We start from the raw sequence: 21971 nt of genomic DNA on the forward strand, positions 1-21971 counted from the left end.
CCGAGCGGATGCCGAGCCTCCGCCGAGCGGATGCCGAGCCGCGCCGCGCCCGCCGAGTTCAGCGTTCGCACATCCAAGTGCCGCTGAGCGGTCATGTCGAATCCAGCCGGTCACGGAAGAAGTAAAGGAGCCAGGCCACACCACCTGCCGGCCTGGCTCCCGTGCCCGGATCAGGAGCCGCCATGACCATCGCCCCCCTGTCCCCGTCCACCCTTCCCCCCACTGCGACCCCGGCCCTCACCCCCCTCCCCACCACCGCTGCCGTCCCCGCGGCCGCACCCGTCACGGCAGCCGCGGCCCTCCCCGCGACCCCCCACTACACCGTCCGCCTCGCCCGCGACGAGGACGAGGTGCGCGCCGCCCAGCGCCTGCGCCACATGGTCTTCGCCGGCGAGCTCGGCGCCCGCCTCGACGGACCCGAGCCGGGCCTCGACTCCGACGCCTTCGACGCGTACTGCGACCACCTCCTCGTCGTGGAGGAGGAGACCGAGCAGGTCGTCGGCACCTACCGGCTGCTGCCGCCGGAGCGCGCCGCCGTCGCCGGCCGCCTCTACTCGGAGGGCGAGTTCGACCTCTCCGCCCTCGCCCCGATCCGCCCGGACCTCGTCGAGGTCGGCCGCTCCTGCGTCCACCCCGACCACCGCAACGGCGCCGTCATCGCGCTGATCTGGGCCGGCCTCGCCCGCTACATGGACCGCTCCGGCCACAACTGGCTCGCCGGCTGCTGCTCGATACCGCTCGCCGACGGCGGGGTCCTGGCCGCCGCCACCCGCGAGAGCGTCCTGACGCGCAACCTCGCCCCCGAGGAGTACCGGGTCACCCCGCACCTCCCCTGGAACCCCGAGGGCATCACCTTCCCGCCCCGTGTGGAGCTGCCCCCGCTGCTCCGCGGCTACCTGCGCCTGGGCGCATGGGTCTGCGGCGAGCCCGCCCTCGACGCCGAGTTCGGCTGCGCCGACCTGTACGTCCTGCTCTCCCTGCGGCGGACCAACCCGCGCTACCTCAAGCACTTCCTCTCGCTCGTCCCGGCCGCATGAGCGTCTGGCTGCCCACCTCGCCCTGCACCCCCGAGGCCTGCGCCGGCCACGAGGGGGAGCGGGCGAGCCTCGCCCGCGCGGTGCTGCGCCTCACCGCCGCCGTCGCCCTGATCCTCCTCGGGATCCTGGGCCACCAGCCGCTCCGGCTGCTCCCCGCCCGCGCCCGCCACGTCCTGGTGCGGGCGTGGGCGACCGCCCTGGTCCGGTCCTTCGGCATACGGATCACCGTGCACGGGAGCCCCGGGCCGGCCGGCGGACGCCTGGTCGTCGCCAACCACATCTCCTGGCTGGACATCCCGCTCGTCGCCGCCGCCATGCCCTGCCGGATGCTGGCCAAGAGCGACATCGGCAGCTGGCCGGTGCTCGGCCCGCTCTCCCGGCAGAACGGGACCCTGTTCATCGAACGGGAGCGCATCCGCGCCCTCCCCGCCACCGTCGAGACCATCACCCGCGCCCTGCTGGCCGGCGACCGCGTCACCGTCTTCCCCGAGGGCAGCACCTGGTGCGGGCGCGCCCAGGGGCCCTTCCGGCGGGCCGCCTTCCAGTCCGCCCTGGACGCCCGGGTGCCCGTACAGCCCGTGCGGCTCGCGTACCGGCTGCCGGACGGCGGCCTCGCCGCGGCGCCCGCCTTCGTCGGGGACGATCCGCTGACCACCTCCCTGTGGCGGATCGCCCGGGCCCGCGGCGTACGGGCCGAGGTCCGGCTGCTGCCGCGGATCCCGCCGGGCCGGTACGCGGACCGGCGGGAGCTCGCGGCCGCGGCTCAGGCGGCCGTCGCCGCCGAATCCGTGCCCGTCGTGCCCGTCACCTCAGTACCCGCTTCCTCCCTGCTCGCGGGCGTGCCGGCCCAGCCGACCTCACCGTCGGCCACCGACAGGGACAGCGCGAAGCGGCCCTCCGTGTCCGTCCACCACTGAGTCATCTCCAGCCCGGCTTCCGCGAGTTCCTTGCGCACGCCCTCCTGGCGGAACTTCGCGGAGACCTCCGTCAGGATCTCCTCGCCCGCCGCGAACGGCACCACCAGATCCAGTGCCCGGACCTTCACCACCAGCTCGGACCGGGCCCGCAGCCGCATCTCGATCCACTCCTGCTCCCGGTTCCACACCGCCACGTGCTCGAAGTCCTCGGTGCGGAAGTCCGCTCCCAGCTCCCGGTTGACCACGGCCAGTACGTTCTTGTCGAACTCGGCCGTCACCCCCTGCGCGTCGTCGTACGCGGCCACCAGCACGGCCTCGTCCTTCACCAGGTCCGTCCCCATCAGCAGGGCGTCCCCGGGCGACAGCATCGCCCGTACGGAGGCCAGGAACACGGCGCGCTCCGGCGGCAGCAGATTGCCGACCGTGCCGCCGAGGAACACCACCAGCCGGGGCCCGGGCGCGTCCGGCAGCCGCAACGGCTTCGTGAAGTCGGCCACCAGCGCGTGCACCCGCAGCCCCGGGTGCTCCGCCAGCAGCGTCCGCGCCGCCCCCTCCAGGGCGCTCCCGCTCACGTCCACCGGGATGTACGTGTCCAGTGCGGGCATCGCCTCGATCAGGTGCCGGGTCTTCTCCGAGGAGCCGGAACCCAGCTCCACCAGCGTGCGCGCCCCGCTCGCCGAGGCGATCTCCCCGGCCCGCGCCAGCAGGATCTCCCGCTCGGCGCGCGTCGGGTAGTACTCGGGCAACCGGGTGATCTCCTCAAAGAGTTCACTGCCCCGCGCGTCGTAGAACCACTTGGGCGGCAGCACCTTGGGGGACACCGTCAGCCCGTGCAGCACGTCCGCGCGCAGCGCGGTGTCGGCGGAGTGCTCGTCGAGGGTGCGGGTCAACTGGAAGTCGCTCACTGGGAGATCTCCTTCAGCGGTATCAGGTCGACCCGTGTGCCACGGGCGGTCAGCAGGGTCCGGTCGGGTACTTCGCACCAGCGGGAGTCGTCGTCGTACGGCTCCGACGCCACCACCGTGCGCCCGGCCGCCGCGTCGGCCAGGTACCAGAGCGAATCGCCCCAGGCCGTCGCCGCGATGGAGGCGCCGTCGGTCAGCAGCAGGTTGAGCCGGGAGCCGGGCGCGGCCGCCGCGAGCTCCCGCACCGGCTCGGCGAGCGCCGAGCCGAGGTCGTCCCCCCGCTGCAGCCGGTGCAGCACCAGCGCCCACACCAGCGCCGAGTCGGTGCTCGCGGCCAGGGAGAGCAGCTCCGCGGGCGGCAGGGCCGCCGCGAGCGGCGCCGCCGCGTCCGGCCAGTCCCGTACCGCGCCGTTGTGGCTGAACAGCCACGGCCCGGCCGCGAACGGCGCGGCCGCGGCCTCCCCGTCCGCCCCGAACACGGTGGCGTCCCGTACGGCGGCCAGCGCGGCCCGCGTACGGACGACCCGGGCCAGGTCGGCGAAGTTGGGGTCCCCCCAGACGGGCCCGGCCCGCCGGTAGCGCGCGGGGGCCGGGTCGCCCTCGGCGTACCAGCCGACGCCGAAGCCGTCGGCGTTGACCGTGCCGTGGCGCTGCCGGCGCGGCTCCCAGGACTGCCGTACGAGGGAGTGCTCGGGCTCGGTCAGCAGCCGGGCCAGGGGTATCTCGGGCCCCACGAAGGCGATGTGGCGGCACATCAGGCGTCCCTCGCGGTCCGGAAGCCGGAGAAGATCTGCCGGCGCACCGGCAGGTCCCAGTTGCGGAAGGTGCCCCGGCAGGCCACCGGGTCCACGGCGAACGAGCCGCCGCGCAGCACCTTGTGCTCCGGGCCGAAGAACACCTCCGAGTACTCGCGGTACGGGAAGGCCCGGAACCCCGGGTACGGCAGGAAGTCGGAGGAGGTCCACTCCCACACGTCGCCGATCAGCTGGCGCACCCCGAGCGGGGACGCCCCGGCCGGGTAGCTGCCGGCCGGCGCCGGACGCAGATGGCGCTGGCCGAGGTTGGCGCGGGCCGGGGTCGGGTCCTCGTCGCCCCAGGGGTAGCGGGTGGAGCGGCCGGTGGCCGGGTCGTGCCGGGCGGCCTTCTCCCACTCCGCCTCCGTGGGCAGCCGGCGCCCCGCCCAGCGGGCGTACGCGTCCGCCTCGTACCAGCTGACGTGCAGTACGGGCTCGTCGGCGGGCACCGGCTCGGTCACGCCGAAGCGGCGGCGCAGCCACTGGCCGGCCTCGCGGTGCCAGAACAGCGGCGCCTCGATCCCGTGCCGGTGGATCTGGTCCCAGCCCTCCGGGGCCCACCAGCGCTCGTCCCGGTAGCCGCCGTCCGCGATGAACGCCTGGTACGCGGAGTTCGTCACCGGCACCGTGTCGATCCAGAACGCCGCGGTGTCCCGGGTGTGCGCGGGCCGCTCGTTGTCCAGCGACCACGGCTCGGCCGAGGTGCCCATGGTGAACGGACCGCCGGGGACCGGCACTTCGGCGGCCGCGGGCGGCGGGCCCTGCGGGGGCTCCGGGTCGGGGGCCGTGAGCACCGGCTCGCCGTGGCGCAGTTGATGGGTGATCAGCATGGTCTCGTCGTGCTGCTGTTCGTGCTGGGCGATCATCCCGAAGGCGAAGCCGTCGTCCAGCAGCGCCGAGCCCTCCAGCGCGGTGCGCTCCAGCAGGTCGAAGACCCGGCCGCGCACCTCGGCCGTGTAGCGGCGGGCCTCCACCGGCCCCAGCAGGGGCAGCTTCGGCCGGTCGGCGCGGGGATGCCGGAACGCGTCGTAGAGCGGGTCGATCTCGGGGTGGAGGGAGTCGTGGCCGGCGACGTTGCGCAGCAGCCACAGCTCCTCCTGGTTCCCGATGTGGGCCAGGTCCCAGACCAGCGGGGACATCAGCGGAGAGTGCTGGGCGACGAGGTCGCGGTCGCTCACGGCATCGGTGAGCAGGGCCGTACGGGCGCGGGCCGCGGTCAGGGCGGTGAAGGCTCGCTCGCGCAGATCGGAGCGGTCGGCGCGGCCGGCGGGTGTCCGGTGGGTGGAGTCGGCTGAAGGCGATGCGGTCATGAGCGGGCCCCCGTCCCGGTGAGCTGCAGGTATCCGTCATCGGCCGGACATCGGCCGCGCAGGGTGAAGCGTTCGGTGAAGGCGCCGACCACGTCCTGGACGTGCCGGCTCGCGCCGAGCCGCGGCAGCGCCTCGGCGGCGGCCCGGAAGCAGGCGGCCGCGGCCGTGCGCAGCTCCGGATCGGCAAGGCCGTGCCGGGCGGCGGAGCGCCACAGGGGATTGCGCGGCGCGGGCCGCGGCCCGTGGGTGTCGGCCAGTGCCTTCGCCGCCCGGTATGCGCTCTCGGCGGCCTCCGGGTCGTCGAAGAGCGCGTGCACGACGGCCACCGGAACCAGCCAGCCGTCGTCGCCGGGCTGGGCGTCGATCATCCGGAACTCCAGGTGCCCGCGCGGGCGCACCGGCGGGAACAGCGTGGTCAGGTGGTATTCCAGGTCCTCGGCGGTGGGCGGCCGCAGGCCCTCCGGGCCCGGGGCGGCGCCGCTGCCGCCGTCGGTGGCCGCGCCGGCGCGGACCCAGTCGCGGAAGGTCATGCCGTACGGGACCGGCCACGGCCCGTCGCCGGCCGACCGTACGCACATCACCTCGGTGTCCAGCGCGTGCCGGGTCCAGCCGCTGCGCGGTTCGGCGTCCGGCGGCGGGGCCAGCGAGCGCCGGGCGTCGATGTCGTGCCAGATCCCCTGCCGGGAGCACCGCCAGCCGGCGTACGGTCCCTCGTGCGCGGGGGAGTTGGCGAACGCCGCCACGAACACGGCGCCCAGCAGGTGCGCGAGCCGCCAGCGCCGGCCGTGGCCGAGGGGGCCCGGTTCCTCGTACCCGGCGTCCACGCAGACCTGTACGGAGGCGGAGGCGCGCATCATGGCGCGTCCGGCCGGGCCGGTTCGGTCGAAGTAGCTCTCCATCGCGTCGTAGCGCGGGCTGTACAGCATGCGGCGCAGCGGCCGGCGGGGATCGCGGCCGGTGCCGTGCAGGACGAGGCCCTGGGACCGCAGCGCGGCCCGCACGGCGGTGAGATCGGCCTGCAGGCCGTCCACGCAGCCGGAGAGGGAGGGGGCGGGCGCGGAGCTGAGCTCCAGCTGGCCGCCGGGCTCGCTGGTGAGCCGGGAGTGCAGGGGCAGGGCGCGGGCCGCGTCGTGCGCGGCGGTCAGCCGGTCGGGCGGCACTATCCGGCCGGGCCGCTCGGCGTCCAGTACGAGCCATTCGAGCTCGGCGCCGAGGGTGCGGGGCGGGCCCGTCTTGAAACAGATGCCGTGGACCAGGTCCTCGGCCGCGGTTTCACTGAGTGCGGGTGAGCCGTCCTGACGGGCCTGTGGGTCTGGTGGTGCGTACGAGTCCTGTGGCATGGCAGGGTCTCCTGTCCACGGGTGTGACCTGACCATGCCTACCTACCCGTCCTTGTCGGCCCGAAAAGGGGGGGCGCCGGCCACCGCGCGGAAAATCTCTGGCCGCGGGTGGTTCCTGCTGCCGATGATGGTGGCGTGAGCAGCAGATTGCGCGAGATCGCGCGGGAGAACGCGACCATCGTGGCGGCCGGCGGGTACCGGACGCGGTCGGGGCGGCAGGTCTCCCTCGCCGCCGCCCTGGCGGAGTCCAGGGCCGGAACCAGGATATATGGGCCAAACCAGGTCATTCCAGACGAAAGACTGCCCGTCGAGCGGGGTGGGACGGCCGTCGAGGTCACGGGGGAGAGCAGCACGGTCGCGGCCCGCAGGCTCGCCGCGGACGGCCCGGGGCCGGTGTCGGGGGCCTCGGTGGCCGTCCTGAACTTCGCCTCGGCCCGAAATCCCGGGGGCGGGTACGTCCGCGGGGCCAAGGCCCAGGAGGAGGCGCTGTGCCGCGCCTCGGCCCTGTACGAGACCCTGCTGGAGGCCCCGGAGTACTACGAGGTGCACCGCGCGGGACGCAGCACGTTCTACACCGACCGGGTGATTCACTCGCCCGGGGTGCCCGTCTTCCGCGACGACCGGGGCGAGCTGCTGGACACCCCCTTCCGGGCCGGATTCCTGACCTCGCCGGCTCCGAACGCGGGCACCATCCGCCGCCAGGAGCCGGAGCGCGCCGGCGAGATCCCGGCTGCCCTGGCGCGGCGCGCGGAGCGCGTCCTGGAGACGGCGGCGCTGCACGGGTACCCGCGGCTGGTGCTGGGGGCGTGGGGGTGCGGGGTGTTCCGCAACGACCCGGCGGAGGTCGCGGAGGCCTTCCGGGCCCTGCTGGCCGGGCGCTTCGCGGGGGTCTTCGAGCGGGTGGTCTTCGCGGTGCTGGACCGCGATCCGGGCCCGCGGGAGACGTTCGAACGGGCTTTCGCCGGCTTCGGGGGCCTCCCGGGCTCCGCGGCGTAGGGGCCCGCGCCGGGGGCCCCTACGCGACGTGCGCGAGCGGCTAGGGGGCGCCGCGGGGCAGGCGGGACTTTGCGGACACGCCCTACCGCCAGCCGTAGCGCTCGCGGAGCCGGTTCACGACCAGCTGGAACCGACCCCGGTCCAGGGCGCACGCCTCGCGGCGCATGCCCTCCTCGTGCACCCGCAGCACCCGGTCCACGTCCACCCAGGACTCCCGCCCGGCGCCGTCCCAAGGCCCGGTCCCGATCGGCACCCACTCCCGGTCGTTGTCGTGCCGCTTGCTGGACAGCTGTACGGCGAGCAGCGTCCGCCCGCCCGCCTCCCGGGCCACGACCAGCACCGGCCGGTCCTTGCCGCGGCCGTCGTTCTCCTCGTACGGGACCCAGGTCCACACGATCTCGCCGGGGTCCGGATCGCCGTCCTTGTCGGGTGCGTACTCGGTGCGCACCGGCCCGATGGCATGCGGGTCGGCCTCGGTGGTGGCCGTGGCCCCGCCGCGGCCGGGCTGCTCGATGGGGTCGGAGCTGTGGTGGGAAAGTGCCGTCATGCGGCAGAGGCTAGTGGTTCGGGCCGCCGCCGTGGTGCGGGTCAGCCGGTGACGAGGGCCATGACGAGGCCGTCGTAGCCCTTGCTGCCGACGGTCTGGAGGGCGGTCGCGGTCAACCTCGGGTGCTCGGCGATGAGTTCGGTGAACCGGCGGACGCCCTGGACGCGGGGGTCGGTGCTGTCGGGGTCGGCCACGGCGCCGTCGCGGACGACGTTGTCGCCGATGATGACGCTGCCGGGCCGGGTCAGTTCGAGGGCCCACTTCAGGTAGTCCGGGTTGGACGGCTTGTCCGCGTCGATGAAGACGAGGTCGAACGGGGCGAGATCCGTGAGCCCGGGCAGGAGGTCGAGGGCCCGGCCGCGCCGGATGTCGACGACGTCCGCCAGCCCGGCCCGGGCGACGTTCGCGGCGGCGACATCGGCGCACCGCGGGTCGACCTCCAGCGTGACCAGCCGCCCGCCGGCCGGCAGGGCCCGGGCGAGCCAGATGGTGCTGTAACCGCCCAGGGTGCCGATCTCCAGGATGGTGCGCGCACCGCGGATCCGGGCGAGGAGGTGCAGCAGCTTCCCCTGGTTCGGAGCCACCTGGTGCGCGGGCAGCCCGGCGGCCCCGGCATCCGCGTTGGCGGCGACCAGCGCCTCGTCCTCCTCGACGAGCAGTCCGTCGAAGTAGTCCTCGACGGCGGTCCACGTCTGCTGCCCCATGAGCACTCCCGATCCCCTGCGCGAGCTTGTGAGTTCCTAAAGAAAACTTACATGAAGCGCGGATCTTTCAACAGACTGTGAGGCGGTGCGGACATACGGGCGAAAGCGGGCCCGGTGGCGGTTTCCGTGCGGGTGGCCGGTCGTTACGGGGACAGGAAGGGAGGTCCGCCATGCCGGCACAGGGACCCGCGAAGCAGCCCACGACCGAACTCGACACCCGTTACAGCTCCGCCCTCAACCCCCGCCCGGGGGCGGCCGACGTGACCGCCACCGACTGGGCCGAGGCCCGGCGGCAGTTGGACGCCGCCGAGATCTTCTGGGTGTCCACGGTGCGGTCCGACGGCCGACTCCACGTCACTCCCGTGATCGCCGCCTGGCACGACGGGGCGCTGTACTTCTCGACCGGGCCGGGCGAGCAGAAGGCCAAGAACCTCGCCCACGACGGCCACTGCGCGCTGACCACCGGGGGCAACTCCCTCACCGAAGGCCTCGACCTCGTGGTCGAGGGCGCGGCCGAACAGGTCACCGATCCGGCGCTGCTGGAGGAGGTGATCACGGCGTACGAGACGAAGTACGGCGCCCACATCACCTCCCCCGAGGGCACTTTCCACGGCATCGGGGACGCGTTCCGCAAGGGCGGCGCGGTGGTCTTCGCGGTGGCCCCGGCCACCGCCTACGGCTTCGGCCGCGACGAGGGGGTCTACACCCACACCCGCTGGGCCTTCTGAGCGGTACGCCCGGCCGCGTCGCGACCGGGCGCCCTCAGGCCCGGAGCTCGGGCGGAAAGCCGGTCCAGCGCAGCTCTTCGGGAAGGTGCGCCATGTCGTTGGAGAAGAGCACGGAGGCCGGCCGGTCGGGTGGGTACCGGATGACGGTCAGCGCGGCGTTGGCCTGGTTGAGGCCGATCCAGCGCCACTTCGGAGCGTCGAGCGCGGCCCGGACGAGCCACCCGATGAGGAAGTTGTGGGTGATGATCAGCTCGTGGCGGGGCTCGTCGCCGTCGACGGGCCGTGCGAAACGGGCCAGAGCCGCCCGGGCCAGTTCCGGACCGCCCTCGCGCTCCTCGGCCGGGAACCGCGACAGGTGGGCCAGCGTGGCGTCGGCCGAGACCGCCGGCAGTTCCTCCCTGCGCGGCACGTACGGGATGTAGTCCCCGGCCAGCTCCGATTCCTCCAGGGGGACTCCGTCGAGGTGGTCGTGGACCAGCCGTGCGGTCTGGGCCGCTCGGGGAAGCGGGCCGTGGTGGACGGCGGACAGCGGGCTGTGCGCGAGGCGTTCGCCCAGGAGGGCGGCTTGCCGGCGCCCGTTCTCCGTGAGCTCGCTCTCGTCGGCCGAAGCCTCACCGTGCCGGGCGAGGTAGAGGTAGCGGGCTGCTGTTCCCGTCATGGGCGAGTCCTCCGTCAGCGTTTGTGATCTTGCAGACGTGGGGAGGGACGCCGAGTTCGGTCGTGCGGTTTCACGGGGAAGAGCGGGGGCGGACGGGGGGGACGGGGAGGACGGCGGAGGGCGGGGGAGGACGGGGGAGAGCCGTCGCCGGGTCTCGTGGCGACGGCTCTCCGGTAAGGGGGCGGGGGTCAGGGGCAGCTGATGCGCGTGTCGCCCGGGTCGGTGGTGCAGGTGTCGGTGCCGGGGCCGCCGTTGGCGCTGTCGTTGCCGGAGACGGCGTCCGTCGTCGTCAGGCGGTCGTTGCCGTAGTCACCGGTCAGGGTGTCGTTGCCCGGGCCGCCGTTCACGGTGTCGTCGCCGAAGCCGCCGTCGAGGTTGTCGTTGCCGTAGCCGCCGTAGACGGTGTCGTTCCCGTAGCTCGCGCGGATGGTGTCGTTGCCGCCGAGGCCGCAGATCACGTCGGTGGAGTAGCCGCCGGTCAGCGTGTCGGCGCCGGTGGTGCCGATGAGGGTGCAGCCGCGGGCGTTGTTCGCCGAGGTCGTCGCCGTCGCCGTGTTGTCGGAGGTCACGGGATCCGGCTGCGCCGCGCTCGCCGAGGCCGTGTTCGTGACGGTGCCGGTGGCCCGTGGCTCGCCCGTCACCGTGACCGTCGCGCTCGCGCCCGGGGCCAGGGAGCCGAGGGCGCAGCTGGCGCCCGTCGCCGTGGTGGTGCACGTGCCCTGCGAGGCGGCGGCCGATGTGAGGCCCACGCCGGCGCCGGAGAGCGTGTCCGACAGCGTGACGCCGGTCGCGGTGGCGGTGGAGGCCGCGGAGTTGGAGACCGTCACCGTGTACGAGGCGCGGTCGCCGATGCTCACCGTGGCCGTACCGGTCTGCGTCACCGACAGGTTCGCGCTCGGCGGCGGGGGCGGGGGCGTGCCGTCGCCGCCCTGGTAGCGGGCCAGGGCGAAGGCGAAGCCCGCCCCGAAGCCCGCGGCGACGATCTTGCCGTCCGGCTGTACCAGCACCCCGCGGGCCTCGTCCCAGTCGAGGAAGCCCGTGACCACGAACCCGTCCCCGCCGAAGCCGGTGTCCACCGTGCCGTTGGTGTTGAAGCGGGCCAGGCCGAAGTCGTTGGCCTCCTGGCTGTTCGGGTCGTCGGCCTGCCCCGCGATGACGATCTTGCCGTTCGGCTGGAGCGCCATCGCGTTCGCGCCGCCGCCGTCGCCCGGGAAGTGGACCGAGGTGCGCCCACCGGTGCCGAAGCCGCCGTCGGGGCTGCCGTCGGCGTTGTAGCGCAGCAGGGCGACGCCGACACCGCCGGAGCCCGCGGCGACGATCTTGCCGTCCGGCTGCACCGCCACGGCGTTGCCGAACTCGGTGCCGCCGAAGTTCGCGGTCACCATGCCGTCACCGCTGAACGTGGGGTCGAGACTGCCGTTCGGCAGGTAGCGGGCCACGCCGATGTCGAAGTTCGTGTTGCCCACGTACCCGACCGAGACGATCTTGCCGTCCGGCTGGAGGGCCATGCGGCGGGCGATGCCGCCGGCGTCCTGGGGCGAGGCGGGGGTGAAGCCGGCGACGACCGCGCCGTCGCCGCCGAGGCTCGGGTCCAGGTTCCCGGCGGTGTCGAGGCGTACGAGGGCGAAGCCCCCGCCGCCGCCCTTGCCCGCGGCGATGATCTTGCCGTCGGACTGCACCGCCACGTCCGCGCCGTCCGCCGATCCGCCGAACTCCTCGACCCGTACGAGGCCGCCGTCGCCGAAGGCCGCGTCCAGGCTGCCGTCCGTGTTGTAGCGGGCCACGGAGAAGAAGCAGCAGCCGCCGCCCTCCTCCGCGATCACCTCGGTGGTGCCCGCCACGACGATCTTCCCGTCCGAGGGCTGGACCGCCACCGCGTTGGCCGTATGCGCGCCGCCGCCGAAGGCGCTGGTCACCGTGCCGTCTCCGGCGAAGCCGGAGTCGAGGCTGCCGTCGGTGTTGTACCGGGCGAGCGCGAAGCCGCCCTCGCTCAGCCCCACCACGACCAGCTTGCCGTCGGCCTGCCGCGCGATGTCGTGGCCTTCCGCGTATCCGGGGAACTGGGTGACCACCCGGCCGTCGGGCCCGAAGGACGGATCCGGATCGCCGGGAGCGGCCAGCGCGGAGCCGGGCAGCGCCAGTACGAGCGCCAGGCCGAGCGCGGCGGCCAATACGCCGGTCGCCCCGCCGGGCCCGCGGCGGCGCCGCCGCGGCCGTCTCAGGTGTGTGTGGGTCATGGGCGTACGGACCTCCGGGCTCGCGGGGTGCAGGGAGCAGCGCACAGCTTCGTACGGAAGCCCGCCCGCGCCCCGCGAGCCGTGCCGCACCCCTACCCCGCCCGGCCCCGGGAACCACCCCGGCGGGGGAGCGCGCGGGGGTGATCACGGGGTCGGCCGGGTGCGGCCCCGTCCCGGGCCGCGTGCTCAGCCCGCGGCGGCGCCGAACCACTTGGGCAGGTGGCCGAGCAGATCCCGCTGGTCGTCACCGGCCCACGCCACGTGGCCGTCCGGCCGCAGCAGCACCGCGGGCACGTCCAGTTCCTCGCTGACGTCGACGACGTGGTCGACCCGGTCCGCCCAGCCCGCCACCGAGAGCCGGCCGGTCTGGTCGAGCAGCAGGCCGCGGCCGCCGTGCATCAGCTCGTAGAGGCGGCCGCCCTTCAGCGCCAGGTCCCGCATCCGCCGGCCGAGCAGCTCGTAGCCTCCCCGGCCCGCCTCGTGCGCATCGCCCGCTTCGCCCTCGCCGAAGTCGTAGCGGACGGAGATCGCGGTGATCTTCTCGATCAGGTGGCGGTTCACCTCCTCGAAGGCCATCAGTTCCGCCAGCAGCCGGCGCACCGCCTGCGGACCCGGCTCGCTCGACATCAGCTGCATCTGCGCCCGGGTGTTGTCCAGTACGGCGGCTGCCACCGGGTGGCGTTCCGCGTGGTAGCTGTCCAGCAGTCCTTCCGGTGCCCAGCCGGCGATCTCGCCGGCCAGCTTCCAGCCGAGGTTGAACGCGTCCTGGATGCCGAGGTTGAGCCCCTGCCCGCCGGTCGGCGGGTGGATGTGCGCCGCGTCGCCAGCCAGCAGCACACGGTCGACCCGGTAGCGCTCGGCCAGCCGGGTCGCGTCTCCGAAGCGGGACAGCCAGCGCGGCGAATGCGCCCCGAAGTCGGTGCCGGCGAAGGCGCGCAGCTGCTGCTTGAACTCGTCGAGCGTCGGCGGCGTGGCACGGTCCTCGGCCACGCCCTCGGCGGGCGCGATGACGCGGTAGACCCCGTCCCCCAGGGGCATGGCGCCGAACCGCATCTGCGTCTTGCGGACTTCGGCCCCCACGGCGGCGATCGTCTCCGGAGCTTCGGTCAGCTCCATCATGCCCAGCAGCGTCTCGACCCTGGAGGGCTCGCCGGGGAAGTCGACGCCCAGCAGTTTGCGCACCGTACTGCGGCCCCCGTCGCAGCCGACGACGTAGCGGGCGCGCAGCCGTGTGCCGTCGGCCAGCTCGACGTCCACGCCGTCGTCGTCCTGGCTCAGGCCGACCAGCTCGCAGCCGCGCCGGATCTCGACGCCGACCTCGGCGGCGTGCTCGGCCAGCAGCCGCTCGGTGATCTCCTGCGGGATGTGCAGGACGTACGAGTGCGACGTGTCCAGCCGCTCCGGCCAGGAGGTGCCCAGTCCGGCGAAGAAGCCGCCGACCGTGAACTGCCGGCCGAGCGGCAGGAACCGCTCCAGCAGGCCGCGCTGGTCCATCACCTCGATGCTGCGTGCGTGCAGCCCCTGGGCGCGGGACTCGCGGGTCGGCTCCGCCTCCTTGTCCAGCACGAGCACCCGCACGCCGTGCAGCCGCAGTTCGCCGGCCAGCATCAGGCCGGTCGGCCCGCCGCCGACCACGATCACGTCCATCATGAAAACCCCCAGGTACGTCGACAACGGCACATGTACTGCGCGAATCGCTTATTTCGGCAGGTTGTGGCCTCGGCCGACGATTGTGCGGGATGACGGGGGCCTTGCCGCAAGCCCCCCAGTGCGCTATATGTTGAGAGTGGCAAGGAGTGCGTGACTTCCTTGCCTTTCCTTGTGTCCTGCCGGGAACCTTCCGTCGAGCCGTCTCGTTGCTCCGGGGTCCGCTGCTCTGAACCGCGAACCGCAGGAGTGCCGTGCCCGTTCCCGAAACCTCGCCCAGCCCCTCCGTGCCCGCTCTGCCGCCGCCCGCCCTGCCGCCGCTCGCCGCCCAGGCCGAGCGCCTGATGGAGCTCGGGGTGCACGAGCTCGCGGGGATCCCCGCCGATGAGCTGCGCGCGTTCGCCTCCGCGGGGGAGAGCGGCGGCCTGCTCGCCGTCCATCCCGACCGCGTCCCCGCCTCCGCGCTGGCGCCGCTGCTGCGCCGCGACGGCAAGCCCGGCTTCGTCGTCACGGACATGTCCGATGTCGACGGCTTCGCCCCGCTCGACGTCATCGAGCTGCCCGACGCCCCGCTCTACGTCGTCACCGGCCTCGACCGCGGCGACCACATGGCCAACTGGAGCCCGGAGGAGGCACTGCCGGCCCTCACGCGGCAGGAGCGCACTCCGCTGCTGCTCAGCGAGGGCGTGCACTGGGTGCTCCAGCAGCCGGCGGTTCTGGAGCGCAACCGCTGCTTCATGACCATCGGCTCCCGGCTGCGCAAGCCGAACGGCACCCTGGACGCCCGTACCCCGGCGATCTGGATCAGCAACGGCACGGGACGCGACGGCCGCGAGCGGCGCGACGCCCCGAAGGTCGGCTGGTGCTGGTGGGGCAACCGCCACACCTGGCTCGGCTTCGCCTCCGCGGCGGGCCGCACCCGGTGAACCCCGGTGCGGCGGGGCGCTCGCGGTGCTCCGCCGCACCGGCCGCCCGCCCCGGCCCCGAAGCCGTGCCCGGACGGCTCGCGCGCCGGGTCGGCCGACCCCGTGGAGGGCTCCGCCGCGGCGTTGGCTACCGTCGGGGCGACTACCAGACGGGGGAGACACGTACATGGACGAGCGGCTCGAAGCCGAGGGCGAGGTCGCGGTGGCGCGGCTCGCCATGGACGGCGGCGACCTGCGGCACGCGGCGGCGCACCTCGGCAGCGCGCTGACCGCCGCCCCCCAACTCCCCGACGCGTACGAGGCCCTCGCCGAGCTGGCCGTGGCCGCCGGCGGCCACGCCGCCGCGTTGGAGCTGTTCTCCCTGGACGAGCCCCACATCGGCACGGTCGCCTGCGTCGCACAGCTCCACGCCGCCGCCGGCCAATGGGACTCCGCCCTCCCGGCGCTCGCCTCCGTCATCGGCGCGGACCCCGAGCGCCCCTGGGCCGACGTCGCATGGCTGGCCGATCCCGCCCTGCCCGGCCGGGTGCCGCCCGACGCCGTCACACAGGCCATCGCCGTACTCGTGGGCAGCCTGCCCGATCCGCTGCCGCCTCGCCTCCGAGAAGGCGTCGGGCCCTTCTACGCCCTGGTCCGCGCCTGCGTGCGCACCCACCCGGAGCACTCGCTGCTGCACACCATGGGCTCCACACTGGCCCGCCGCTTCGAGGACACCGCCGAGGCCGTCGCATGGGCCGAACACGCCCGCGACCTCGACCCCGGCCACTGGCAGGCCGTCGTCCTCGGCGGCGCACTGCGCGCCGCCGGACGCCCGGACGAGGCCTTGGCCGTCTGGGAGGCGGAGATCGCCCGCGACCCCTCCGACGTGGACCTGTACGTGGACGTGGCCGAGCTCCACCGCACCGTCGGGCGCCCCGCCGAGGGCCTCGCCTGGCTCGACCGCGGCCTCGCCGTGGAACCGCACCACCCCAAGGCCCTGCCCGCGTCCTTCGCCCTGCGCCACGCCGTCGACGGCGGTACGGAGCACCTGCTGGGCCTCTCCGACCATCTGCGCTCCCACCCCGAACACGGCTACGCCGCCGCCCTCCTGGCCGAGCTGTGCGGGGACGCGCCGTGGCTCGGACACGTGCACCCCGCGTCCGAGGCGAGCGTCAACGTGCTGCACCGGATGCTCGCCGACCCCGAGGCCGCCCGCGACCACGAGATCGAGCTGCTCGGCTCCGCCCTGGAGGCCCCCAGCACACGGCTCGCGGTGCGCATGGGCTTCCCGAACTCGAAGATCGACTACCAGGGGGTGGCCGAGCCCGATCCCCGGGTTCCGCAGTACCGGCCCGCCACGCCCCTGTGGCGGTTCGAGGGCCCGGAAGGGCTCGACGCCCGGCCCGCCCTCGACCAGCCCTCCGCCGAGGCGGCGGAACTCGTACGCGACGTCGCCGTGCCGGCCTGGCCGGCGCCGGTCGCCGCGTACGACCACGCCGTGCGGCTCTCCGGCCTGGACCCCGAGGACCTGCTCGCCGTATGCGTACACCCGCCGCTTCCCCGGGAGGACGAGCAGGGGGCGTACCTGCTGGGCCGACAGCCCGAGGTGTGGGTGCGCGCCGTACAGACCTTCGCCTGCCTGGGGTTGGCGCACCACCGCGCGGACGAGCCGTGGGAGGAGTCCCGCCGCAGGGCCCTGCTCCTCGACCTGCTCTTCGGGCCCGAGGACTGGACCAACGAAGCCGCCGGCTTCGCCCTCCTCGCCACGGCCTGGGCGGACCCGGCCGCCCGCGAGGACATCGGGATACGGCTCGTCGAGCGCATGATGGCGGTCGGCAAGGCCTGGCGGGAGCGCGACGCCACGAGCCTGGCCTCGCTGTGCCGCCTCGTGCTCGCCTGCCCCTGGCTGGAGGAGACCTTCCTCGAGGTGGCGCAGACGATGCTCTCGGCGGCAGTGGAGTTCGACGCCCGGACCCCGGACGACGACGAGGAACGCCGCGCCGGCATCACGGCCGAACTGGAGGCGCGGCGATCGGGGGCGGGTGCGCCGCCGGCGCGGGACGCGAAGCCCCGGTCCCTCCTGAACCGGCTCTTCGGCCGCACCCGCTGAGCCGGGGGCCCGACGGCGGGCCCCGGAGCGGTGCGCAGGGCTCCGGGTCAGGCTGGGCGACCGGTCCCGCTCAGCCCCCCGCCGGCCAGTGGGCGCTCCACCCTTCCGCCGCCTCCGCCTGCGCGGCCAGGGAGAGGAGCAGGGGTTCCGAATCGGCCGGGCCCAGGAGCTGGGCCCCCAGGGGGAGGCCCCCGGTGGTGAAGCCCGCGGGGATGTTCACCCCCGGCCAGCCGAGGACGTTCCACGTCCAGGCGTACGGGCAGGCCGCGATCATCGCCCGGTCCGTGGCCATCGCGCCGAGGCCCGCCAAGGCCCCGATCCGCAGCGGGGGAGCGGCCGTCGTCGGGGTCAGGACCACGTCGAAACGGCCGAAGATCTCCCCGACCCGCCGCCGCAGCAGGGCTTCCGCCCTGCGGGACGCCCGCAGCGGCAGGCCGCCCAGGACACGGCCCGTGCGCATCGCCTCGTGGGTGCGCGGATCCAGCAGCCCGGGTTCCGGCACCCGGGACGCCCAGTCCCGTACGCCACCGGTCGCGCGGGGGACGAAGGCCAGGCCTATCCGCCCGTAGCGCGGGTCCTCCGGGACCACCTCGTGGCCCAGCGACTCCAGGCGCCCGGCCAGCCGCTCCACCGCCGAACGGACCTCCGGGTCAAGGGACTTCGGCGTCGCCGTGAAGGCCATCCCGAAGGACAGGGCGATGCGCAGCCGTCTCGGGGTGCGGCCGGCCGCCTCGACCGCCGAGACGGGAGCCGGGCGGTGCCGGTCCCCGGCGTGCGGGCCGCTCGCCGCGTCGAGCAGGAGCGCCGCGTCGGCGACGCTGCGGGCCAGTACGCCGTTGACGGTCAGCCCGTGGAACGATTCCGGCTCCGGCCAGGTGGAGATGCGCCCGCGCTGCGGCTTGACGCCCACCAGATGGGTCCAGGCCGCGGGGATCCGTACGGAACCCGCCCCGTCGGAGCCGAGCGCCGCCGGGACCAGCCCCGCGGCCACGGCGGCCGCCGAGCCGCCGGAGGAACCACCGGGCGTGTAGGCCGGGTTCCACGGATTGCGGGTCTCGCCGAAGGCCGGCCCCTCGGTGAACGGCCACTGCCCCAGCTCCGGCGTCTGGGTCTTGCCGATGACGATCGCGCCGGCCGCGCGCAGCCTGCGTACGGCCTCGCTGTCGGCGGTCTTCGGCGGGAACCGTCCGGCGCAGCCGAACGCGGTCGGCTCCCCGGCCACGTCCATGTCGTCCTTGACGGCGACCGGCACACCCAGCAGCGGGAGCCGCTCACCGGCGGCCAGGCGCCGGTCGGCCGCCTCCGCCTCGGCGAGCGCGGCCTCGGTGCGCACGATCCGGAAGGCGTTGAGCAAGGGCTGCGCGGCGGCCGTCCGCTCCAGCGCCTCCTCCGTCAACCGGCGCGCGGAAACGGCTCCTTCGGCCAGCGCCCGCGCCGTTTCCACCAGCCCGCAGGACACCTGCGAAGCCTTCGTACCTGACGACGTCACCGACATCGGACCTCCCCGTTACCGCTCGGTAGGTCCGAAGGTAACGGGGAGGGCCCGAGGGCGGCTAGAGCGGTTGGACCCAACCCTCCAGCGAGGCCATGAACCCGTCGAAGTCGTCCCGGTGGATGGTGTGTCCGGCGCCGGCCACGGACCGCACCTCGAAGCCGCGCTCCTCCAGCAGTGCGGCCCGCTCCGGGGAGATGAGGAAGCTCGGGTCCGCGAGCTGGACGAGCGAGGGGACCACCGGCGCCGCCGGCAGCAGGTCCGTGCCGAGCAGCGGGGCCAGACCGAGCGCCGTCCCCTCGTCCCACAGGGCCAGGGTCTCCAGCTCGACGTCGACGTCCGCCTCGTCCCAGCGCGGGTTCATCGCCCGGATCCGCTCCTTGGACGCGGACTTGAACTGCGCGAACACCTCCGGGCCCATCCCGTCGGCCGGGCCGGCCAGGTGCCAGGCCGGATCGGAGTACACCGCCCGCTTCGGCTTCAGCCGGTCCACGGCCAGCGAGAGGGTCAGCCCGCCCAGCGAGTGGCCGATCGCGAGGTCGGCGCCGGCCGGCAGGGTCTCGACCACGTCCTGCGCGAACAGCTCCGGGGTGTACTCTCCCCGACCGCTGACGCCGTGACCCCGCAGGTCCACGGCGATGGCGCGGTAGCCGCGCCCGGCGAGCGCGGGACCCACCCGGCGCCAGGTCCGGTGGTCGGCCATCATGCCGTGGATCAGGAGCGCGACGCGGTCGCCCTCGCCCCAGGTGTGGGTGTGCAACTGCACGGTGATGCCTTTCTCGAAGGTCTCGAAGGTCTCGAAGTTCTCGGAGATATCGGAGGGCTTGGAATCTCGGGGACTCGGAGGCTCGCGGAAGTCCTGGGCGGTGCCCGGTGGTTCAGCGCACGCTGCGGATCGGCTTCACGGCCAGCGCGCCCGCCACGGCCAGGGCCGCCGCGGCGATGAACAGCGCGGTGTAGCCGCCGCTCAGCGAGACGATCACCGAGGCGATGAACGGCGCGATGATCTGCGGCCCCGCGTTCGCGATGTTGAGCACGCCCATGTCGCGGGCCGCGTCCTCCGCCTTCGGGAGCACCATCGTCACGAGTGCCGTGTCCACGGCCATGTACGAGCCGAAAGCGAGCCCGTTGACGGCCGCGAAGGCCAGCATCGCCGTCCAGCTGTCCGACACGGCCGGGATCACGAGCGCGACGGCCGACAGCAGGGCGGAGGCGCCGACGAAGAGCTTGCGGCGGTCGAGCCGGTCGGAGAGGTACCCGCCGAGGACCGTCGAGACGACCATCGCGACGCTGGTCAGCGGCATCAGCACCGCCACCGCCTCCTCCGGCTCCATGCCGGCGGGCAGCACGGTGTGGTCCTGGAGGATGTACAGCTGGTACCCGCTGACCGCGAAGTACCCGAGCACGAGCAGCGCCCGGCCGATGAAGGCCCACCGGAAGTCGTGATCGCGCAGGGCGCCGGTGAACGCGGCCAGCTGCTCCCTGACCGGCAGCGGCGCGCGCGCAGGGAGCCGCTCCTCGCGGGTGCAGGCGGTGAACAGGACCGCGGCGACGGCCACCATCGCGCCGAAGACCAGGTATCCGGTGCGGTAGTCCTCCGAGAACGCGGCGCCGACCAGCGCGCCGAGGGTGGAGCCGAAGGGCAGGCCGAGCCCGACGGCCGCGGAGGCCTTGCCGCGGGCGGACACCGGGACCCGGTCGGGGACCACGGAGGTGATGGCGGCCTGGTAGACGTTCATGACGGCCTGGCCGAGGCACCAGGCGATCGTGATCAGCAGGATCGTGTCGGCGCCGCCGAGCAGGAACATCGCCGGTACGGCGGCGATCCCGCCGCCCAGGATCCAGGGATTGCGCCGGCCGCTGCGGTCGGACAGGGCGCCGGCGACCGGGTTGAAGACCGTGGCGAAGATCGCCGAGACCCCTGCGATCAGGCCGAAGTTGGCGACCTTGTCCGCCGGGTCGATGTCCTCGACCTGGAGGGCGAGCAGGACGCCGCCGACGCCGATGTAGAGCGCGTACATCGCGCTGTTCCCGAGGAGCAGCAGGGGGAACAGGCCGCGTCCGGGAGCGCGCGGGGCGCCGGTGGCGGCCGGTGCGCGGGACGGGTCGTCGGGGGTGGCTCCGGTGGTGCCGGTGCCGGAGGAGGAAAGGGCCACGGTGCCCTCCTGGGCGGGTTCTTCGTGCGGATGAGGGTGGTGGTGCTGCTGAGCCGAGGGGTACGGGAGGGGGTGTCGGGAGGTGTGGGGAAGGCGTGCGGGGGCGAGGTGCGGGGAGGGTGCGCGCCGCCCTTCCGTGACGGCGGGGGTGCGTCGGAACACGGCAGGACGGCGGCACGACGGGACACGGTCGGACACGTGCAGCGCGGCCCGGGGAGTGGGATGTGACGCCCGGGTTACACGTGTCAATGAATCGTGTAACCACTGTGTAGCATTCGTTTCCGGCCATCCGCTAGCCCCCGGGTGCAATCGGTCTGGAAAGATGCCACGGCAATGTCACAGTCATCGAAACCGCCGAAGCCGGCCCCGGTGCCGACCAGCGCCGACGTGGCCCGTCTCGCCGGCGTGTCGCGCGCGACCGTCAGCTACGTCCTCAACAACGCGGAAGCCGTACGGATCAGCGAGCCGACGCGCCGCAAGGTCCGCAGGGCCGCCGAGGAGCTCGGGTACGTCCCGCACGCCGCCGCCCGCAGCCTGCGCGCCGGGCACACCCGCATCGTGCTGCTGCCGACCTCGCACGTGCCGATCGGACCGCTCTACAGCGCCTTCCTCAACGACCTCCAGTGGTCGCTGCGCCGCCTCGACTACACCGTGGTCCAGTACGGCAGCCTCGGCCTCAGCGGTGACGAGGCGGCGCGCGCCTGGGCCGAGCTGCGGCCGGTCGCGGTGATCTCGCTCGGCGAGATCACCCTGTCCGCGCACAACGTGGCCACGCTGAAGCGCGCGGGCGCCCGCGCGGTGATAACCATGGGCCCGGTCGGGGTCCCCGGGGCCCACGCCCTGGTCATGGACCAGAGCGAGGTCGGCGCCCGGGCCGCCGCCCACCTCGTCGAGCGGGGCCACCGGCGGATCGGCGTGGTCGTACCGCAGGAGGAGGGGATGGAGCTCTTCTCCACCCCCCGGCTGGAGGGCGCCCGCTCGGTCGCGGGCGCCGGGATCGAACCGCTGCCGATGGCCTACTCGGAGGAGTCGGCGGCCGCGCTGGCCGCCCGCTGGCGCACCCTCGGCCTGGACGCGGTGTTCGCGTACAACGACGAGTACGCGATGCTGCTGATGCGCGCCCTGCTGGACGAGGGGCTGCGGGTCCCGGAGGACGTCGCGGTCATCGGCGCCGACGACCTGCTCATCGGCCGGCTGCTGCGGCCCCGGCTGAGCACGGTGCAGATCGAGCTGCCGACCGGGGACCACCTGGCCGAGCTGGTGGACCGGGCGGTGCGCGAGCCGGGCGAGATCACGCAGCGGCACGACCTGATCTCCGCCGTGGCCATCCGGCGGGAGTCGAGCTGAGCGCGGGCGCGTGAGGGCGGGGCCGTGACTGCGGGCCCCTGACGGCGGGGCTGTGACGGCGGGGCCGTGACGGCGGGTGCGCGCCGGCCTGCCCGAGCCGACGGGCGGAAGGCGACCGACCCCTGGCGGCCGGCTCCCGGC

18 protein-coding genes and 1 pseudogene are annotated in these 21971 nt (G+C 74.3%); 7 read left to right on the forward strand and 12 right to left on the reverse strand.

All coding sequences use genetic code 11. The features are described from left to right. The first annotated feature begins 182 nt into the window (after positions 1-182). Together ACFYZS_RS07165 and ACFYZS_RS07170 are read left to right on the forward strand one after the other, a co-directional pair. On the forward strand, positions 183-1037 hold the full coding sequence (locus ACFYZS_RS07165) for a GNAT family N-acetyltransferase (protein ID WP_389007686.1): 855 nt from the start codon (positions 183-185) through the stop codon (positions 1035-1037). Continuing rightward, a pseudogene (locus ACFYZS_RS07170) lies at positions 1034-1561 on the forward strand (lysophospholipid acyltransferase family protein); the annotation flags it as partial. The gene ACFYZS_RS07165 and the pseudogene ACFYZS_RS07170, both read left to right, overlap by 4 nt. A 239-nt stretch (positions 1562-1800) precedes the next feature. Here the strand turns inward: ACFYZS_RS07170 and egtD are convergent. From egtD to egtA, 4 genes are read right to left on the reverse strand one after another with little or no spacing between them, the layout of a single operon-like run. Continuing rightward, complete coding sequence (gene egtD / locus ACFYZS_RS07175) at positions 1801-2859, reverse strand: L-histidine N(alpha)-methyltransferase (protein WP_389007688.1); 1059 nt, start codon at positions 2857-2859, stop codon at positions 1801-1803. Then, positions 2856-3614, reverse strand: a complete 759-nt coding sequence (egtC, locus tag ACFYZS_RS07180) for an ergothioneine biosynthesis protein EgtC (protein ID WP_389007690.1) — start codon at positions 3612-3614, stop codon at positions 2856-2858. The genes egtD and egtC overlap by 4 nt, the downstream gene beginning before the upstream one ends. Then, positions 3614-4963, reverse strand: a complete 1350-nt coding sequence (egtB, locus tag ACFYZS_RS07185) for an ergothioneine biosynthesis protein EgtB (protein ID WP_389007692.1) — start codon at positions 4961-4963, stop codon at positions 3614-3616. Before egtB ends, egtC begins: the two co-directional genes overlap by 1 nt. Continuing rightward, positions 4960-6303 (reverse strand): ergothioneine biosynthesis glutamate--cysteine ligase EgtA, encoded by a 1344-nt coding sequence (gene egtA / locus ACFYZS_RS07190; protein ID WP_389007694.1) that lies wholly within the window; start codon positions 6301-6303, stop codon positions 4960-4962. Before egtA ends, egtB begins: the two co-directional genes overlap by 4 nt. A gap of 135 nt (positions 6304-6438) precedes the next feature. On the opposite strand from egtA, the gene ACFYZS_RS07195 reads away from it, so the two are divergent. Continuing rightward, a complete protein-coding gene (locus ACFYZS_RS07195; RefSeq protein WP_389007696.1) occupies positions 6439-7299 on the forward strand; it encodes a TIGR02452 family protein in 861 nt (286 codons plus the stop codon). Between the two features lie 82 nt (positions 7300-7381). On the opposite strand, the gene ACFYZS_RS07200 is transcribed toward ACFYZS_RS07195, so the two are convergent. Continuing rightward, positions 7382-7846 carry a type II toxin-antitoxin system PemK/MazF family toxin gene (locus ACFYZS_RS07200; protein WP_389007698.1) on the reverse strand — a complete coding sequence of 155 codons (465 nt, stop codon included), beginning with the start codon at positions 7844-7846 and terminating at the stop codon, positions 7382-7384. Between the two features lie 41 nt (positions 7847-7887). Next, entirely contained in the window at positions 7888-8550 is a 663-nt protein-coding gene (locus tag ACFYZS_RS07205) for an O-methyltransferase (RefSeq protein ID WP_389007700.1), read from the reverse strand. A 170-nt stretch (positions 8551-8720) separates the two neighbouring features. Here ACFYZS_RS07205 and ACFYZS_RS07210 point away from each other — a divergent pair, with 170 nt between their 5' ends. Beyond that, complete coding sequence (locus ACFYZS_RS07210; RefSeq protein ID WP_389007702.1) at positions 8721-9278, forward strand: pyridoxamine 5'-phosphate oxidase family protein; 558 nt, start codon at positions 8721-8723, stop codon at positions 9276-9278. A gap of 34 nt (positions 9279-9312) precedes the next feature. Here the strand turns inward: ACFYZS_RS07210 and ACFYZS_RS07215 are convergent, their stop codons facing one another. From ACFYZS_RS07215 to rox, 3 genes are all read right to left on the reverse strand, one after another. Then, a complete protein-coding gene (locus ACFYZS_RS07215; RefSeq protein ID WP_389007703.1) occupies positions 9313-9936 on the reverse strand; it encodes a histidine phosphatase family protein in 624 nt (207 codons plus the stop codon). Between the two features lie 188 nt (positions 9937-10124). Further along, positions 10125-12173 carry a calcium-binding protein gene (locus tag ACFYZS_RS07220; RefSeq protein WP_389007705.1) on the reverse strand — a complete coding sequence of 683 codons (2049 nt, stop codon included), beginning with the start codon at positions 12171-12173 and terminating at the stop codon, positions 10125-10127. A 186-nt stretch (positions 12174-12359) separates the two neighbouring features. Then, the gene (rox, locus tag ACFYZS_RS07225; protein WP_389007707.1) at positions 12360-13823 is read right to left on the reverse strand and encodes a rifampin monooxygenase; all 1464 of its coding nucleotides are present in this window, start codon (positions 13821-13823) and stop codon (positions 12360-12362) included. A 284-nt stretch (positions 13824-14107) separates the two neighbouring features. Between rox and ACFYZS_RS07230 the strand changes: the two genes are divergently transcribed. Both ACFYZS_RS07230 and ACFYZS_RS07235 read left to right on the forward strand, forming a co-directional pair. Beyond that, the gene (locus ACFYZS_RS07230; protein WP_389008794.1) at positions 14108-14746 is read left to right on the forward strand and encodes a DUF5701 family protein; all 639 of its coding nucleotides are present in this window, start codon (positions 14108-14110) and stop codon (positions 14744-14746) included. Positions 14747-14912: 166 nt separating this feature from the next. Beyond that, positions 14913-16835: a tetratricopeptide repeat protein gene (locus ACFYZS_RS07235; RefSeq protein ID WP_389007709.1), complete on the forward strand. Its 1923-nt coding sequence runs from the start codon at positions 14913-14915 to the stop codon at positions 16833-16835. A 70-nt stretch (positions 16836-16905) separates the two neighbouring features. Here the strand turns inward: ACFYZS_RS07235 and ACFYZS_RS07240 are convergent, their stop codons facing one another. The 3 genes from ACFYZS_RS07240 to ACFYZS_RS07250 all read right to left on the reverse strand — a co-directional run bounded on the left by ACFYZS_RS07240 (position 16906) and on the right by ACFYZS_RS07250 (position 20483). Continuing rightward, the gene (locus ACFYZS_RS07240) at positions 16906-18330 is read right to left on the reverse strand and encodes an amidase (RefSeq protein WP_389007711.1); all 1425 of its coding nucleotides are present in this window, start codon (positions 18328-18330) and stop codon (positions 16906-16908) included. 58 nt (positions 18331-18388) lie between these two features. Further along, the gene (locus ACFYZS_RS07245; RefSeq protein WP_389007713.1) at positions 18389-19093 is read right to left on the reverse strand and encodes an alpha/beta fold hydrolase; all 705 of its coding nucleotides are present in this window, start codon (positions 19091-19093) and stop codon (positions 18389-18391) included. A gap of 112 nt (positions 19094-19205) precedes the next feature. Then, positions 19206-20483, reverse strand: a complete 1278-nt coding sequence (locus ACFYZS_RS07250) for an MFS transporter (protein ID WP_389007715.1) — start codon at positions 20481-20483, stop codon at positions 19206-19208. A gap of 333 nt (positions 20484-20816) precedes the next feature. Between ACFYZS_RS07250 and ACFYZS_RS07255 the strand changes: the two genes are divergently transcribed. After that, the gene (locus tag ACFYZS_RS07255; protein ID WP_389007717.1) at positions 20817-21830 is read left to right on the forward strand and encodes a LacI family DNA-binding transcriptional regulator; all 1014 of its coding nucleotides are present in this window, start codon (positions 20817-20819) and stop codon (positions 21828-21830) included. Positions 21831-21971 lie beyond the last annotated feature (141 nt).

The organism is Streptomyces sp. NPDC001903, assembly GCF_042891345.1.
Lineage (GTDB): Bacteria > Actinomycetota > Actinomycetes > Streptomycetales > Streptomycetaceae > Streptomyces.